At 43.3% G+C, this 14738-nt stretch carries 13 protein-coding genes, 1 pseudogene and 1 CRISPR repeat array; all 14 genes and pseudogenes read left to right on the top strand.

The window, feature by feature from the left end; translation table 11 throughout:
• The first annotated feature begins 784 nt into the window (after positions 1–784).
• The 14 genes and pseudogenes from rnpA (at position 785) to coaE (ending at position 14733) form a co-directional block, all read left to right on the top strand.
• A complete protein-coding gene (gene rnpA, locus ACERC8_RS00455; RefSeq protein WP_373657928.1) occupies positions 785–1129 on the top strand; it encodes a ribonuclease P protein component in 345 nt (114 codons plus the stop codon).
• Between the two features lie 23 nt (positions 1130–1152).
• A complete protein-coding gene (locus ACERC8_RS00450) occupies positions 1153–1947 on the top strand; it encodes a YidC/Oxa1 family membrane protein insertase (RefSeq protein WP_373657934.1) in 795 nt (264 codons plus the stop codon).
• Between the two features lie 56 nt (positions 1948–2003).
• A complete protein-coding gene (gene jag, locus ACERC8_RS00445; protein WP_373657927.1) occupies positions 2004–2822 on the top strand; it encodes an RNA-binding cell elongation regulator Jag/EloR in 819 nt (272 codons plus the stop codon).
• A gap of 206 nt (positions 2823–3028) precedes the next feature.
• Positions 3029–3931, top strand: coding sequence for a hypothetical protein (locus tag ACERC8_RS00440; RefSeq protein ID WP_373657925.1), 903 nt, complete (start codon positions 3029–3031; stop codon positions 3929–3931).
• A gap of 138 nt (positions 3932–4069) precedes the next feature.
• The gene (locus ACERC8_RS00435) at positions 4070–4408 is read left to right on the top strand and encodes a DUF2500 domain-containing protein (RefSeq protein ID WP_373657924.1); all 339 of its coding nucleotides are present in this window, start codon (positions 4070–4072) and stop codon (positions 4406–4408) included.
• Between the two features lie 101 nt (positions 4409–4509).
• Positions 4510–4950: an 8-oxo-dGTP diphosphatase gene (locus ACERC8_RS00430; RefSeq protein ID WP_373657922.1), complete on the top strand. Its 441-nt coding sequence runs from the start codon at positions 4510–4512 to the stop codon at positions 4948–4950.
• Between the two features lie 479 nt (positions 4951–5429).
• Entirely contained in the window at positions 5430–9527 is a 4098-nt protein-coding gene (gene cas9 / locus ACERC8_RS00425) for a type II CRISPR RNA-guided endonuclease Cas9 (protein WP_373657920.1), read from the top strand.
• A complete protein-coding gene (gene cas1 / locus ACERC8_RS00420; RefSeq protein WP_373657918.1) occupies positions 9527–10393 on the top strand; it encodes a type II CRISPR-associated endonuclease Cas1 in 867 nt (288 codons plus the stop codon). Before cas9 ends, cas1 begins: the two co-directional genes overlap by 1 nt.
• Positions 10390–10746: a CRISPR-associated endonuclease Cas2 gene (gene cas2 / locus ACERC8_RS00415; protein WP_168548032.1), complete on the top strand. Its 357-nt coding sequence runs from the start codon at positions 10390–10392 to the stop codon at positions 10744–10746. The genes cas1 and cas2 overlap by 4 nt, the downstream gene beginning before the upstream one ends.
• On the top strand, positions 10718–11383 hold the full coding sequence (csn2, locus tag ACERC8_RS00410) for a type II-A CRISPR-associated protein Csn2 (RefSeq protein ID WP_373657916.1): 666 nt from the start codon (positions 10718–10720) through the stop codon (positions 11381–11383). The genes cas2 and csn2 overlap by 29 nt, the downstream gene beginning before the upstream one ends.
• Positions 11384–11472: 89 nt before the next feature.
• Positions 11473–12101: a CRISPR direct-repeat array (repeat unit 36 nt; unit sequence GTTTTAGAGCTGTGCTGTTTCGAATGGTTCCAAAAC).
• Positions 12102–12141: 40 nt separating this feature from the next.
• Positions 12142–12918: pseudogene (locus ACERC8_RS00405) on the top strand (class I SAM-dependent methyltransferase).
• A gap of 9 nt (positions 12919–12927) precedes the next feature.
• On the top strand, positions 12928–13752 hold the full coding sequence (gene mutM / locus ACERC8_RS00400) for a DNA-formamidopyrimidine glycosylase (protein ID WP_373657915.1): 825 nt from the start codon (positions 12928–12930) through the stop codon (positions 13750–13752).
• A gap of 151 nt (positions 13753–13903) precedes the next feature.
• Positions 13904–14047, top strand: a complete 144-nt coding sequence (locus ACERC8_RS00395) for a hypothetical protein (protein ID WP_373657914.1) — start codon at positions 13904–13906, stop codon at positions 14045–14047.
• Between the two features lie 89 nt (positions 14048–14136).
• Complete coding sequence (coaE, locus tag ACERC8_RS00390) at positions 14137–14733, top strand: dephospho-CoA kinase (protein WP_373657913.1); 597 nt, start codon at positions 14137–14139, stop codon at positions 14731–14733.
• The last annotated feature ends 5 nt before the right edge of the window (positions 14734–14738 follow it).

Below are 14738 nucleotides of genomic sequence, written 5' to 3'. Positions count from 1 at the left end.
TTTATCTTCGTAGCTCAATTTCATAAAAAAGCACCCCATTCGTTAGATTATCTGTCTAACTTTTGGGGTGCGGTTCATTGCACTGCTGGGGCTTTTCCGTTGCTCATGGTCTAGGAAACATCATCCTTTCGCGGAATCAATATAACACATTTACGGAGCAGGTGCAAGGAAGTGCGTTTTTTGAGAAGTTCTGACTTTTAAAAATAAGTCTATTTATTTTTGTTTTTAATGACAAAGTAGACCCAAGCGAATGAACAGAGGTTAAAAAAGGCAAATGAAAAAACTGTGAGGATGATAGCTTTTGTGTCTAAATAACCCATTTCGAGACCTCTTTTTAAAAACAACAAGGTTGCAGTTTCGATGATAGTCAAAAGTAAAAAAAAAATTTCTGCCTTAAACATAGTGTTACCGCTTTCTTTTTATTTGGTTTTATTGTATAATAAAAATTGAAAAAAATCAAAAATATAAAGGATTTTGATGACTTCTGTTGCTACTCTATTCTTTCAGATTTTGGTCGAAGTGACCTCACTCATTTCTTGAGTAATGGTTAAGCAGACTTGTCTCTGTCTTCGTTCAGGTCTTGATAGATGGTTTTATAATATCCCTTAAAAGGGCATCCTCCTCTCTTTCTGATACTGTTTCTGAGAGCAGATAAAGATGTCCTTTTCTTGCGTGTCATTTTACAGATGAGAGACCGATAATTTTCCTCTGTTCAATTCAATTTAGGCTGTTTATTTCTTAAAATTATGTTATAATAGCACTAAAGATTAGATTGAGGAATACTATGAAAAAATCTTATCGAGTGAAGCGTGACAGGGATTTTCAGCTTGTATTCAAAGAAGGTCAGAGCTATGCCAATCGCCAGTTTGTGGTCTACAGTTTAAATAGACAATTAGCTCACTTGAGATTAGGGTTATCCGTCAGCAAAAAGCTTGGAAATGCTGTTCGTCGCAATCGAGTGAAACGCCAACTGCGCCATCTCATCATGGAATTTGAGCCTGATTTGAAAACCTATGACATGGTGATTATCGCTCGCAAGGGTGTCGAAGACTTGACCTATGTGCAGATGAAGCAACACCTCTCTCATGTTTTAACCAAAGCAAAGCTTTATAAGGAGACGATCGCTTGAAAAAAGGGAAATTAACCATTTTAATGCTATTCAGCCTGCTGTTCTTGGTCGGCTGTCAATCAAGTAGCCAAGTCGCAGATATTACTAGTTCATCAACCTCTCTATGGGAAAAGTTTGTCTTTTTCTTTGCTCAAATGATTAAAAGTCTATCATTTGGAGGTCTGACTGGCTTAGGTATCATCCTGTTTACAATTGTTATTCGGATTGTTCTGCTACCACTTTACAATATGCAGATTAAATCGAGCCAGAAAATGCAAGCACTTCAACCTCAATTGCGTGCTTTGCAAGCCAAGTATCCTGGTAAGGATATGGACAGCAGGGTGCAGTTGTCGGAGGAAACACAAGTTCTCTATAAGGAACAAGGGATCAACCCTTGGGCAAGTTTTCTGCCACTATTTTTGCAGTTGCCTATTCTAATGGCGCTCTTCCAAGCCCTTACTCGCGTTGAGTTTTTACGAGAGGGACATTTTCTTTGGTTAGAAATTGCCAAGCCAGACCCATACTTTATTTTGCCAATTTTAGCAGCTGGGTTTACGTTCTTATCAACTTGGCTGACCAGCAAAGCGAACCCAAACAAGGATACGATGACGACGGTAATGACCTATATCGCCCCTGGATTGATTTTACTTTTCGCTGTGCAGGTTGCTAGCGGTGTGGCCCTTTACTGGACAGTCTCTAATGCCTTTCAAGTGGTCCAGCTCTTACTATTTAACAATCCCTTTAAGGTCATTGCAGAGCGTGAAGCAGCTGAACGTGCGGTTAAAGAAAAAGAAGCAAAAATCAGACGAGCTAAGAAAAAAATGGCGAAACGTCGCTAACCTTAGTCGAGTATAAAAATGAAATAGAGAAAAGCAGTTGTATCAAGGAGGAAACAATGGCAGTATTTACAGGGGTCAACGTTGAAGAAGCGGTTGAAAAAGGTCTGACCAGTTTAGGCTTAACACGTTCACAGGCGAATATTGTTATTTTGGCCAAGGAATCAAAAGGATTTTTAGGATTATTTGGTAAGAAACCAGCTCAAGTCGAGATTTCTCCACTGGTTGAAAACCGTGAGCAAGAAGAATTGGCTTCAGAGCCTGTCCGAGTTGAGGAACCAACTAGTCAAGTTGTTGCAGACGAGCAAGTGTCCTTATCAGAGCAGACAGAGAAAACTGCACCAAAGCAGGAAGATAAGGACTTTGAGGCTTTTATTGCTCAGGAATTTGATGGGATTGAAGAGGCTGTCGAAAGCCCCAAAATGATTGAACAGGCTCAAGAAGATGTTTTGTCTTATGTTCAACAGATTATTTATGATATGGATTTAGAAGCTGATATTAGCATTAAAAGAAGTCGGCGCCAGCTCATTTTGCAGATTGATACTCCTGAGCCAGGTCGTATTATCGGCTATCATGGCAAGGTTTTGAAATCTTTACAGCTTTTAGCTCAGAACTACTTGCATGATCGCTATTCTCGCCATTTCAATGTGATGCTTAATGTTCACGATTATCTAGAACATCGTACAGAAACTCTGGTCGATATGGCTCATCGCTCTGCGCGCCGAGTGCTAGATAATGGACGTCCGCATCGTTTGGAACCGATGAGCAACAACGAGCGTAAAATTATCCATAAAACGATTTCTCAAATTTCTGGTGTTGAGAGTTATTCAGAAGGTGAAGATCCAGAACGTTATGTTGTCATCCTATCTAGAGATTAGTCATGCTTACGCACTTGTACTCGCGAGTACAGGTGCGTTATTTTTTATCATGTCGGGATGCGTGAGCAACTTCATTTTTTAGAAGTCAATATGATTTGACACTCAGCAAGTCTTTTTGCATGTCACTCCCCTGTCTTTTACTGCAAATATCTATACAAAACTAATCGAATATGATATAATGAAAGCGATTAACAAGGAGGGAAAAGATGATTTTTTTGACCAACGACCGCTTGCGGGTAGAGATTTCAGAACCTGGGGAGCGACCAAACGATACCCATCGTTTTGATCGTGCAGGCTATATTTCAAATGTTGTTTTGGATGGAGATACTCATTTTGGGGCTAATGAGCCCATGAACCTCAGGCATCCATCGTCAGGTGGACGAGGACTATGTTGTGAGTTTAGTGCTGATTTTAGTCAAGGCACTGAGATTGGTGAGTATTTCCCCAAATTGGGTGTTGGCTTGATTAAACAAGATTCTAATCAGGGCTACCGTTTTGACTACACTTATCCTGAGGTGACGCCTTATCCTGTTAGCTTTACTCATACAGCTACCTCTGCGGAGTTTGTCACAGAAGCTCTGCCATGCCGTGACATCGCCGCGACAATCCGTAAAACCATCACGATTGAGGACAACAGGCTGATTTTGGAGGGGGAAATCACAAATGTTGGCGAGCGTGTGATGGAGACCGAGGAGTACTGCCATAATTTTCTCAGCATTGATGGTATGGCGATTTCACCTGACTACCGCCTGGAATTGCCCGACATGCCAGATCTTGGAACGGAGCGCCTAGAGGGCTGGGGTGGTTATGATCACAATAATTTTATCGCGGATGGTCGTGCTATTCGCTTTGACAAGTGCGAGACTGATGTGTCGCTTAGTGTCTTGTCAACTGAAGGAATCGCTGAGCAGGACACTTTTACGTGGAAGTTGCTGCATCAGGGAGCTAAGGCGAGTGTGACAGGGATTGACAGTGTCAAACCGACCAGTCTTCTGCTCTGGGCGACCGACCACATCGTCAGTCCAGAAATCATTCAGACGATTCGCATTGCTCCAGGTGAAAGTCACCAGTGGAAACGTTGTTGGATTTTTGAAGCCCAAGAGCGCTAATAACTTCAATCGCGCGAAACAATATCATGCTGGATAGCGGTAGAATAGGTTTAGCACCGCTTGTCTTCGATTTTTCGAGATTGACTGAAGATGATCATGGAGGAGGCGCCTTGTAAAGTTGCTTTTTAGGAGGTTGTGATGACAGACTTTATCTTTTACTACTTTCATCTCGTTCCCTTTTCTATATTTGCTATCATACTAGCTATTTTTGGTTTTCAGCTGATTCGCTTTTTGTTCCAATGGCAAAGCGATAACCAAGTAGAGCGCTTGACGAGAGGAGCTCGCCTAGTGACCAAGCGTCAGCAGGTTAGGGGGACCAACAATGCTTACACCTACTACTATGTCACCTTTGAATTTGCTGATAAGACCCGTCAGGAATTTCGGGTCAAAAGCACCGATTACGGTCAGCTCGCAGAAGGTGATGAGGGGGAGTTAACCTATCAAGGCACACGGTTTGTAGCGTTCAAGAGAATATAATGGTACTGCTGACCAGAGTAATCTGGTCAGTTTTATGGTATCATAAGTATGGGATAAAAGGATAAAGGAAACGATTATGCCAAGAAGTCATTTTAACCAATATGTGTTTGATAGAGGATGCTGCAGGGCGCTTTGTTATGCAATTTCGCTCACCAGAACGCTATGCTTGGTCTGGCGCCGCCCTACCTGGTGGCCACATTGAGGAAAAGGAGAGTCTTCATGCCTCGGTTGTCCGAGAAATCAAAGAAGAAACAGGGTTAACCATAGTTAATCCTAAATTGGTGGGGGTCAAGCATTTTCATACCCGAGATGACGGTACCCGTTATTTAGTCTTTCTTTACCGAACGACAGAGTTTACGGGAGAGATTCAATCTTCTGAAGAAGGGGAAGTGGTCTGGGTGAGTCATGACGACATTGCCTCAGGTAGGGTAGAATTGGCGGACTCTATGGATGATTTGTTGACCTTTTATTTCAATGATGCCCACTCAGAACTCTACTATGAACGAGATGCAGACGGGATCTTGCAGCGGATTTTCTTTTAACTAACAAAAAATTGGTAAGCCTTATTGCTAAATAGCAGAAGGCTTACCAATTTTTTTGATGCTTTGGTTATTGTTGGATGCTTATTGTTGTTTCCCTTGAAAATATTAGTCGTATTTGGCATCTATTTTTAGTGATCAAGGCTGGCGGTGTCCTGTTATGGGACACGAGTGCTGTCTAGTTTTTATGGGACTAGTTGGTTTTGTCATCGCACAAAAAAACACCGAATCGGTGCGCAAAATGTATACGGACAAAGCCTTATTTTAACGTGCTGTGCTGTTTCGAATAGCTCCACGGGTTCAGTATAACATGAGTTATAAAACTTGTCAAGTAATTTTTTAGAAAACCTACAGCTGTAAAACTAAGTAAAATCTTGTTCTTATTCTATCAAAAAATAGGCCAATCGGGTAGCTAAATGCTTGCTTATTTTTAAAATAAGAGTACAATATAGTTATAAATATTTTACTTAAGGGGTTATTTTATGAAGAAACCATATTCTATCGGACTTGACATCGGTACCAATAGCGTCGGATGGAGCTTGATCACGGATGATTATAAGGTACCTGCTAAGCGGCTGCCGGTTATGGGTAACACTGGTAAGACTCATATTAAGAAGAATCTGATGGGTGTCTTGTTATTTGATGAGGGGCAGGTTGCGGCAGATCGCCGTATGAAGCGGGTGTTTCGTCGTCGGCTAACCCGTCGTCGCAATCGTCTGCGTTACTTGCAGGAAATCTTTGCTGAGCCCATGCAGCAGGTGGATGAGACGTTCTTTCATCGGTTAGACGATGCTTTTCTGCGTGTTGAGGACAAGCAGTGGCATAAGCACCCCATTTTTGGAACTCTAAGAGAGGAGTTAGCTTACCATGAGACTTTTCCAACGATTTACCATTTGCGTAAACACTTGGCGGATAGTCCTGAAAAAGCAGATCTGCGGTTGGTTTATTTGGCGTTGGCACATATCATCAAATACCGCGGGCATTTTTTGCATGAGGGGAAATTGACCTCTGATTATACGGATGTTCAAGCCCTATTTGAGCAATTTTTGGAGGTGTTTGATGGGTTACGGGGGACAGAGCTAAGCCATCAACCTCTAATGGTCAAGGATATCTTGACTGCAAAACTCAGCAAGTCGAAAAAAGTGGAGCAGGTTCTGGCTTTGACACAAGGACTGGATAAAGAGGCGAAAGCAGCTCTCAAACAATTTCTGAACTTGACGGTCGGTTTGCAGGCTAATTTTACTTCGATTTTTAGCTTGCCTGAAGATGTGAAGCTGCAATTATCGAAGGATTCCTATGAGGATGATTTGCAAGGTTTGTTGACGCAGCTGGGAGATAGTCGCTATGAAGAGCTGTTTCAAGTGGTGAAACAACTGTCGGATGCTATCGTCTTGTCAGGGATTCTAACCACAAATGAGGCGACTCACGCCAAATTATCGGCGGTTATGGTCAAGCGTTATCAGGATCACAAGGACGATTTACAAAAGCTGAAAGACTGCTTGAAGGAAACGTCGCATGACCTTTACAGAGAAGTCTTTAGCTCAAAAAGCAAGACAGGCTATACCGCCTATATTGAACAGGGGTTATCTCAGGATGCGTTTTACAAATACCTGAAGGGTATTTTGAAAGGTGTTGGGGGGCGTGAGTACTTCCTAGAAAAAATTGAACAAGACAATTTCCTTCGCAAGCAACGAACCTTTGATAATGGCTCTATCCCACATCAGCTTCACTTGGAGGAATTGCGGGCTATTCTAAACCGTCAAGGGAAGCACTATCCGTTTCTTGAAGAAAACAAGGCAAAAATTGAGCAGATTTTGACCTTCCGGATTCCTTATTATGTGGGACCATTGGCGAATGGTCAGAGCCAGTTTGCTTGGTTATCACGGAAATCGGATGATAAGATTCGTCCTTGGAATTTTGATGAAATTGTTGATAAGGAAGCGTCAGCGACCGCCTTTATCGACAAGCTCACCAACCGAGACCCCTATTTGCCAAATGAAAAGGTTCTCCCCAAGCACAGTCTACTTTACCAGGAATTTACCGTCTACAACGAGCTGACCAAGATTCGTTACGAGGCAGAAGGTCAAAAGAAACCATGTTTCTTTGATGCCAACATGAAGCAGGAGATTGTCGACCATGTCTTCAAGGAGCACCGTAAGGTGACCCAGAAGGTCTTAATGGCCTATTTGGACAATGAATTTCCACAGTTTCGGATAACGGGGCTTATTGGCTTAGATAATGAAAAAGGCGCCTTTAATGCCTCCTTAAATACCTACCACGATTTGAAAAAGATATTGGGACGTGCCTTTTTGGATCAGCTGGATAACCAAGAGGTGTTAGAAGAGCTTGTCCATACCTTAACGGTTTTTGAAGACAAGGAGATGATTAAGCAACGGTTGTCTCAGCATTTTTCGGGGACTGTTCTGAAACAGCTGGTGCGTCGCCATTATACTGGCTGGGGACGCCTATCACGCAAACTCATTCATGGGCTGAAAGACGACCACAGTCGTAAGACTATTTTGGATTATTTGATTGATGATGGCTATAGCAATCGTAACTTTATGCAGTTAATCAATGATGATGGATTGAGTTTCAAAAAACAAATTGCGGACGCCCAAGAACAGCATGATAGCGAGGATATCAAGCAGGTCATTGCTGATTTGCCAGGTAGCCCAGCCATTAAAAAAGGGATTTGGCAGAGTATCAAGATCGTTGATGAGTTGGTGAAGGTCATGGGATATGCACCTGAACATATCATCATTGAAATGGCACGAGAAAACCAGACGACAGCCAGGGGACGAAAAAATGCTCAGGAACGGTTGAAACGTTTAGAAGAGGCTTTAGGAGGTTTGGGAAGTGCCATCCTTAAGGAAAAGAAGCCTGATTATATAGAGGGTGACGTTCAAAACCATCATTTGCAAAATGATGCCCTCTACCTTTACTATCTCCAAAATGGAAAGGATATGTATACAGGTGACGCACTAGATGTTAATAAATTACCGGATTACGATATCGACCATATTATTCCACGGAGCTTTATAAAGGACGATTCTCTGGATAATCGTGTTTTGACGACTTCTAAAGAAAACCGAAAAAAATTAGATAATGTACCGTCAATGGAAGTTGTTGCTAAGATGCGACCGTTTTGGGAGCAGCTGTACCGTTCTCGTCTTATCAGCAAGCGCAAATATGACAATTTGACAAAAGCTAGTCGTGGTGGGTTGACAGAGGAAGACAAGGCCCGTTTTATCAAGCGTCAGCTAGTGGAAACACGGCAAATCACTAAGCATGTTGCTCGCTTGCTGGATGAGCGTTTCAATCCAACAGTCCTTGATGGCAAACGTCAGCGAACCGTTCAGGTGTTGACATTAAAAGCCAGTCTTACCTCACAATTTAGAGAGCTATTTGGTCTTCACAAGGTGCGGGAGATCAACGACTATCACCATGCCCATGATGCCTATCTCAATGCAGTGATTGGTAAGGCCCTTTTGACCCGATATCCTCAACTGGCTCCAGAGTTTGTCTATGGGGAGTACCAAGTAAGAAAACGGTCAATAACTGATGCTAAAGCTACCGAAAAAACCTTTTTCTACTCCAACCTCATGAACATGTTCCAAGAAACCATTCGTTTGTCAAATGATGTTATCATCGAGCGACCGATGGTGGAAATCAATGAAGAAACTGGCGAAATTGCTTGGAATAAGAAGAAACACATGGCCACTGTTAAAAAGGTTTTATCCTATCCGCAGGTCAATATTGTTAAGAAGACAGAAATTCAGAGCGGTCGCTTCACGAAAGAAACGGTACTACCAAAAGGGGATTCAGACAAGCTGATTGCTCGAAAAACCAAGGAGGTGTACCTGGACCCTAAAAAATATGGGGGTGTGGATAGTCCAACGGTGGCCTATGCCGTTCTTGTGGTGGCTTCTGTTGAAAAAGGCAAGGCGAAAAAGCTGAAGCAGGTCAAGGACTTGGTTGGTGTGACCATCATGGAGCGCCAGCAGTTTGAAAAAGATTCGATAGCCTTTTTAGAAGCAAAAGGTTATCGTCAGATTCAAAATCATCACATGATTAAATTGCCAAAATATAGTCTGTTTGAATTTGAAAATGGTCGTCGACGCTTACTCGCTAGTTCTGGTGAATTGCAAAAAGGCAATCAGCTAGTTTTACCACATCATCTAGTAACTCTCTTGTACCATGCTCAGGGAGTAGACGGAAAAAATGCTGGCGATCATCTTACTTATTTGAAGGAGCATCGGGCTTTATTTGATGAATTGTTTGAAATGATTGTGGCGAATGCCCAACGGTTTGTGTCAAAACCAAAGGCTGTGGAGAGTTTAATAGAGCAATTTACCCAGAAAAAAGAGACGAGTGATCTCAAGGAACTGGCCAAATCGTTTGTTGATCTCTTGAAATTCACCGCGTACGGAGCACCCGCTGAGTTGAAATTTCTAGGAAAGACTATTCCTCGTCAGCGTTATCTGACCGTGACAGAGTGTCTCTCTGCTACCTTGATCCACCAATCAGTGACAGGGCTTTATGAGACACGGATTGATTTATCTAAGCTGGGAGATGACTGATGGGCTGGCGGACAGTAGTGGTCAATACCCACTCAAAATTATCGTATAAGAACAACCATCTGATCTTCAAGGATGCCACTCGGACAGAGTTGATCCATCTGTCCGAGGTGGATATCCTCTTGCTGGAAACGACGGATATTGTCTTGTCTACCATGTTGGTGAAGCGGTTGGTTGATGAGAATATCTTGCTGATTTTTTGTGATGATAAGCGCCTCCCCATTGCTCAGCTTATGCCTTTTGCGGCTCGGCATGATTCGAGTTTGCAACTGTCTCGTCAGATTGGTTGGGCGGAGGACCTCAAAGCAAGGGCATGGACAGAAATCATTGCCCAGAAAATTCTCAATCAGGCCTCTTTTCTCGGCGACTGTCAGTTTTTTGAGAAGGCGCAAGCGGTCATGGAGCTTTATCATGGTTTGGAAATGTTTGATCCTAGCAACCGCGAAGGACATGCTGCTAGAACCTACTTTAACACCCTCTTTGGGAATGATTTTTCGCGGGAGCAGGATAACCCCATCAATGCAGGTTTGGACTATGGCTATAGCTTGCTTTTGAGTATGTTTGCGAGAGAGGTTGTGGTCTGCGGTTGCATGACACAGCTGGGGCTTAAACATGCCAATCAGTTTAATCACTTTAATTTTGCCAGTGATATCATGGAGCCTTTTCGCCCGATTATTGACCGAATCGTTTATGCCAATCGGCAGAAGTCCTTTATTGGCATTAAACGCGAACTCTTCAGTATTTTCTCAGCAACCTATTCTTATAGAGGGAAAGAGATGTACTTGACCAATATTGTGAGCGACTATACGAAGAGAGTTGTTAAGGCACTTAACAGTCAAGGAAAGGAGCTTCCCGAATTTAGGATATGAGCTATCGCTATATGAGAATGTTATTGATGTTTGATATGCCTGTTGAGACGGCAGATGAGCGCAAGGCTTATCGGAAATTTCGAAAATTTTTGCTGAGTGAAGGTTTCATTATGCACCAATTTTCGGTTTACAGTAAGCTTTTGCTCAACAATACCGCTAGCAATGCCATGTTGGCACGATTAAAGGAAAATAATCCCCAAAAGGGGCATATTACTTTATTGACGGTGACGGAAAAGCAGTTTGCGCGAATGGTCTATCTGCATGGAGAAAGGGATCAGTCGGTTGCCAATTCTGATGCCCGAGTTGTCTTTTTAGGAGAAGGATTTGATGAAGCTGAATCTACCTATTTTTGATGAGCCGATAGCCTTATCTGGCTTAACTGTTTTGACCGTTGAGTCGACGACTGTCTTTGCCCGTCTTGCCCAGCTGTTTTATCAATACAACGAGACCTCAGAGCTTCGCCTGTTTGATCAAAAAAGTAGGTCATTGAAGGAAGCAGAGGTGATGTTGGTGACAGATATTTTAGGATTTGATGTTAATGCCCCTAGTGTTTTAAAGCTTATTCATGCAGACCTTGAACAACAGCTTAACGATAAGCCAGAGGTCAAGTCAATGATTGATAAGCTATCATCTACCATCACTGAACTGATTGCTTATGAATGTCTCGAAAACGAACTGGACCTCGAGTATGATGAGATAACGCTATTGGAACTCATCAAAGCATTAGGAGTTCGGGTTGAAACATCGAGCGATACCATTTTCGAAAAATGCTTTGAAATTTTTCAAATTGTCAAGTATTTAGCTAAAAAGAGATTGCTGGTCTTGGTCAATAGTGGTGCCTACTTCAATCGTGAGGAATTGGTTCGACTGAAAGAATACATTGATCTAAATCAGATGACGGTGCTTTTTTTAGAGCCAAGGCGATTATATGATCTGCCTCAGTATGTCCTAGATGATGATTACTTCCTAATCACAGAAAATATGGTATAATAGTGTTTATAAAGGAGCCAGACGAAACTGAAGTCTAGCTGAGACGAGCAGTGCGATGACGAAATCTTAAAGGTAAAAAAGCCTACGAGGTTTTAGAGCTGTGCTGTTTCGAATGGTTCCAAAACAAGAACCGGTCAACTAGCTTACCTTCAACTGTTTTAGAGCTGTGCTGTTTCGAATGGTTCCAAAACATATTTCCGAAGAGATGAAGCAACAAGTTTGTTTTAGAGCTGTGCTGTTTCGAATGGTGCCAAAACATATTTCCGAAGAGATGAAGCAACAAGTTTGGTTTAGAGCTGTGCTGTTTCGAATGGTTCCAAAACATATTTCCGAAGAGATGAAGCAACAAGTTTGTTTTAGAGCTGTGCTGTTTCGAATGGTTCCAAAACTGAAATAATGAGTGAGATAACCATTCCAATGTTTTAGAGCTGTGCTGTTTCGAATGGTTCCAAAACCTGTTTTAAGCTCCTTCTGTACATCTGCTTGTTTTAGAGCTGTGCTGTTTCGAATGGTTCCAAAACGAACTGGAAATCTTGTCTTATCAGAAGCAGGTTTTAGAGCTGTGCTGTTTCGAATGGTTCCAAAACAGTTCAGCGGATTCTAATGACTTCCTATTTGTTTTAGAGCTGTGCTGTTTCGAATGGTTCCAAAACCTAAAGCACTCTTGACAACGTTCTTCTTCGTTTTAGAGCTGTGCTGTTTCGAATGGTTCCATTAATCCCTGCTAAATTAAAATCATAAGAAAGTTAGCAGAACGCATGACAGATGTTGTTGCTTATAATAAGGATCGCTGGGATCGGGTGGCAAAAAAGCGTGGCAATGCCTACACTCAACCAATCAGTCACGAAGAATTGATGGTTGCTAAAACTCAGCCACTCGAGGTATCCTTGACTGTTGGTAAAACGGTACCGCAGGCGTGGTTTGAGCGGCTGAAAGGTAAAAAAGTGCTGGGTTTGGCTTCTGGTGGCGGCCAGCAAGGTTCCCTTTTTGCCCTTCATGACTATGATGTAACCATCATGGATTATTCCAAGGAGTAGTTAGCCTCTGACTGTTTGGTGGCAGAGCGTGAGGGGTTGACCATCGAGACTGTTCAGGCGGACATGACCCAATCCTTTCCCTTTGAGAATGAGGCCTTTGATTTGGTCTTTTGCCCAGTATCCAATGTTTACATTGAGGACTTGACCAACTTGTGGCAGGAATGTTACCGTGTCCTCAAACCAGGCGGTCTCCTCATGGTGGGCTATATGAACCCTTGGGTTTACATGTATGATGGTGATGTGGTTTGGGATAAACCAGAGGAGGAGCCGCTGTTGATCTATCCACTACCTTTTAACGCCAGAGAGTTGGAACAGGCTGGGCGGTTAGCTATCAATCCAGACTACGGCTACGAATTTAGCTATACCCTTGACGAGCAGATTGGTGGTCAGTTGCGTGCTGGTTTTGCCATGATTGATTTCTATGAGTCCAAAAATAGCCAGCATCGTCTGTCAGTCTATGGCAGTGATTATTTGGCCAATTTAAGCATCAAGTTGTAAAGGAGCATTATGCCAGAATTACCAGAGGTGGAGACGATCAGAAGAGGGTTGGCGCGCTTGGTTGTCGGTCGTCGGATTGAGCGTGTGAGGATCCGCTATCCGAGGCTGGTTGTGACAGACCGCGATGAATTTGTTGCTAGTTTGACTGAGGCGATCATTGAACAGATGGGGCGTCGGGGCAAGTACCTGCTGTTTGGTCTCGGTCAGATGACCATGGTGTCTCACTTGCGGATGGAAGGTAAATGGTTGCTCTTTCCATCTGACCAAATCCCTGATAACAAGCATTTTCATGCTTTTTTTGACTTAGATGGCAATGAGACCCTTGTCTATCAAGATATCCGTAAATTTGGCACGCTAGAGTTGGTCAAAACAGCTGATTTGCTCGGCTATTTTACCAAGAAAAAGCTAGGACCAGAGCCTGAAAAAGGCGTCTTTGCCTATGCGAACTTTGAGCGGGCGGTAGCTGCTAGTAAAAAGCCTATCAAACCGCTCCTGTTGGACCAGTCTCTGGTGGCGGGTCTGGGCAATATCTACGTGGACGAGGTGCTTTGGGCGAGTAAGGTCCATCCTGAGCGTGTGGCTAGCAGCCTGAAAAAAGCTGAAATCAAGCGTCTACACGATGAGACCATTCGGATCTTGCAGCTGGGGATTGAAAAGGGAGGCTCGACCATTCGAACCTATCGCAATGCTTTGGGCATGGATGGGACCATGCAGGACTACTTGCAGGTCTATGGGAAGACGGGGCAACCCTGTGCCAGATGTGGACGGGACATCGTCAAAATCAAGGTGGCAGGTCGGGGCAGTCATTTTTGTCCTAAATGTCAAAGGCGATAGACTTATTTCAGTAGTTGCTGTAAAGTGTCAGAAACTAGCTGAGGATAGCGTGCCAGGGGCAGTTTTGTCAGTGTGTCCTTGCCTTGTCAGTTGAAAAATGTCCGAAATTATGATATAATAATCTTGTAAAATTTATCAGGAGGTCTTGATTATGGTAGATGTTTTCAATTTTGGTGCTTTTAGTATTCTTGCGATTATTATGGGAATTTTATCCTCAGCGCTGTCTGTTTTTATAGCGGCTCACATTGTCCGCTATGTTTTCCGCGATGTGATTAAGAAATTTTTGGAGAACTAAACGAGAAAAGTGTAAGTTATGATGGCAGGGGTTAGGGAGTTTATTTCCCTAGCCTTTTATGGTACAATGAAAGAAAACAAGGAGCGATTATGGCAAGGATTATTGGACTAACAGGCGGGATTGCCTCTGGGAAATCGACGGTGAGTGCTTACTTGAGACGCCAAGGTGTAGCAGCGGTTGATGCCGATCAATTGGTGCATAACTTGCAGGCCAAGGGAGGCAAGCTCTATCAGGCGCTGGTTGACCATTTTGGGTCAGGGATTTTGCGTCCAGATGAGGAGCTTGACCGTCCGAAGTTGGCAGAACTGATTTTTTCCAGTCCAGAACAGTTGGCGACGTCCTCTGCGTTGCAGGACGAGATTATCCGTCAGGCCTTGGCAGAAGAGAAAGCCTGCTTGGCTGCGCTACATGATGTGGTGGTGCTGGATATTCCGTTGCTTTTTGAAAAGGGATACGATAGCTGGTGCGATGAGGTCTGGCTGGTGGTGGTTGATGAAGATACACAACTGCAACGTCTCATGGGCCGCAATGGTTATACGCTAGCCCAAGCTCAAACACGTCTACAGAGCCAGATGTCGCTGGCTGAGAAGCAAACGCGCGCTGACCGAGTGATTGACAATACTGGTGATTTACAAACCACCTACGCTCAGGTCGATCAGCTCTTGCAAGAACTGACTAAGGAGTAGGTGCT

Origin of the sequence: Streptococcus sp. E29BA (assembly GCF_041807805.1) — a bacterium.
Taxonomy (GTDB): Bacteria; Bacillota; Bacilli; order Lactobacillales; family Streptococcaceae; genus Streptococcus; species Streptococcus entericus.
Note: the sequence above shows the minus strand (reverse complement) of the source record. Positions and strands in the feature narration are given on the sequence as shown.

What these genes read in the sequence shown, in the direction of transcription:
- cas9 (WP_373657920.1), top strand. Translation starts at nt 5,430, where the DNA reads ATGAAGAAACCATATTCTATCGGACTTGACATCGGTACCAATAGCGTC.
- ACERC8_RS00435 (WP_373657924.1), top strand. Translation starts at nt 4,070, where the DNA reads ATGACAGACTTTATCTTTTACTACTTTCATCTCGTTCCCTTTTCTATA.
- ACERC8_RS00440 (WP_373657925.1), top strand. Translation starts at nt 3,029, where the DNA reads ATGATTTTTTTGACCAACGACCGCTTGCGGGTAGAGATTTCAGAACCT.
- jag (WP_373657927.1), top strand. Translation starts at nt 2,004, where the DNA reads ATGGCAGTATTTACAGGGGTCAACGTTGAAGAAGCGGTTGAAAAAGGT.
- ACERC8_RS00395 (WP_373657914.1), top strand. Translation starts at nt 13,904, where the DNA reads ATGGTAGATGTTTTCAATTTTGGTGCTTTTAGTATTCTTGCGATTATT.
- cas1 (WP_373657918.1), top strand. Translation starts at nt 9,527, where the DNA reads ATGGGCTGGCGGACAGTAGTGGTCAATACCCACTCAAAATTATCGTAT.
- ACERC8_RS00430 (WP_373657922.1), top strand. Translation starts at nt 4,510, where the DNA reads ATGTGTTTGATAGAGGATGCTGCAGGGCGCTTTGTTATGCAATTTCGC.
- ACERC8_RS00450 (WP_373657934.1), top strand. Translation starts at nt 1,153, where the DNA reads ATGCTATTCAGCCTGCTGTTCTTGGTCGGCTGTCAATCAAGTAGCCAA.
- cas2 (WP_168548032.1), top strand. Translation starts at nt 10,390, where the DNA reads ATGAGCTATCGCTATATGAGAATGTTATTGATGTTTGATATGCCTGTT.
- coaE (WP_373657913.1), top strand. Translation starts at nt 14,137, where the DNA reads ATGGCAAGGATTATTGGACTAACAGGCGGGATTGCCTCTGGGAAATCG.
- rnpA (WP_373657928.1), top strand. Translation starts at nt 785, where the DNA reads ATGAAAAAATCTTATCGAGTGAAGCGTGACAGGGATTTTCAGCTTGTA.
- mutM (WP_373657915.1), top strand. Translation starts at nt 12,928, where the DNA reads ATGCCAGAATTACCAGAGGTGGAGACGATCAGAAGAGGGTTGGCGCGC.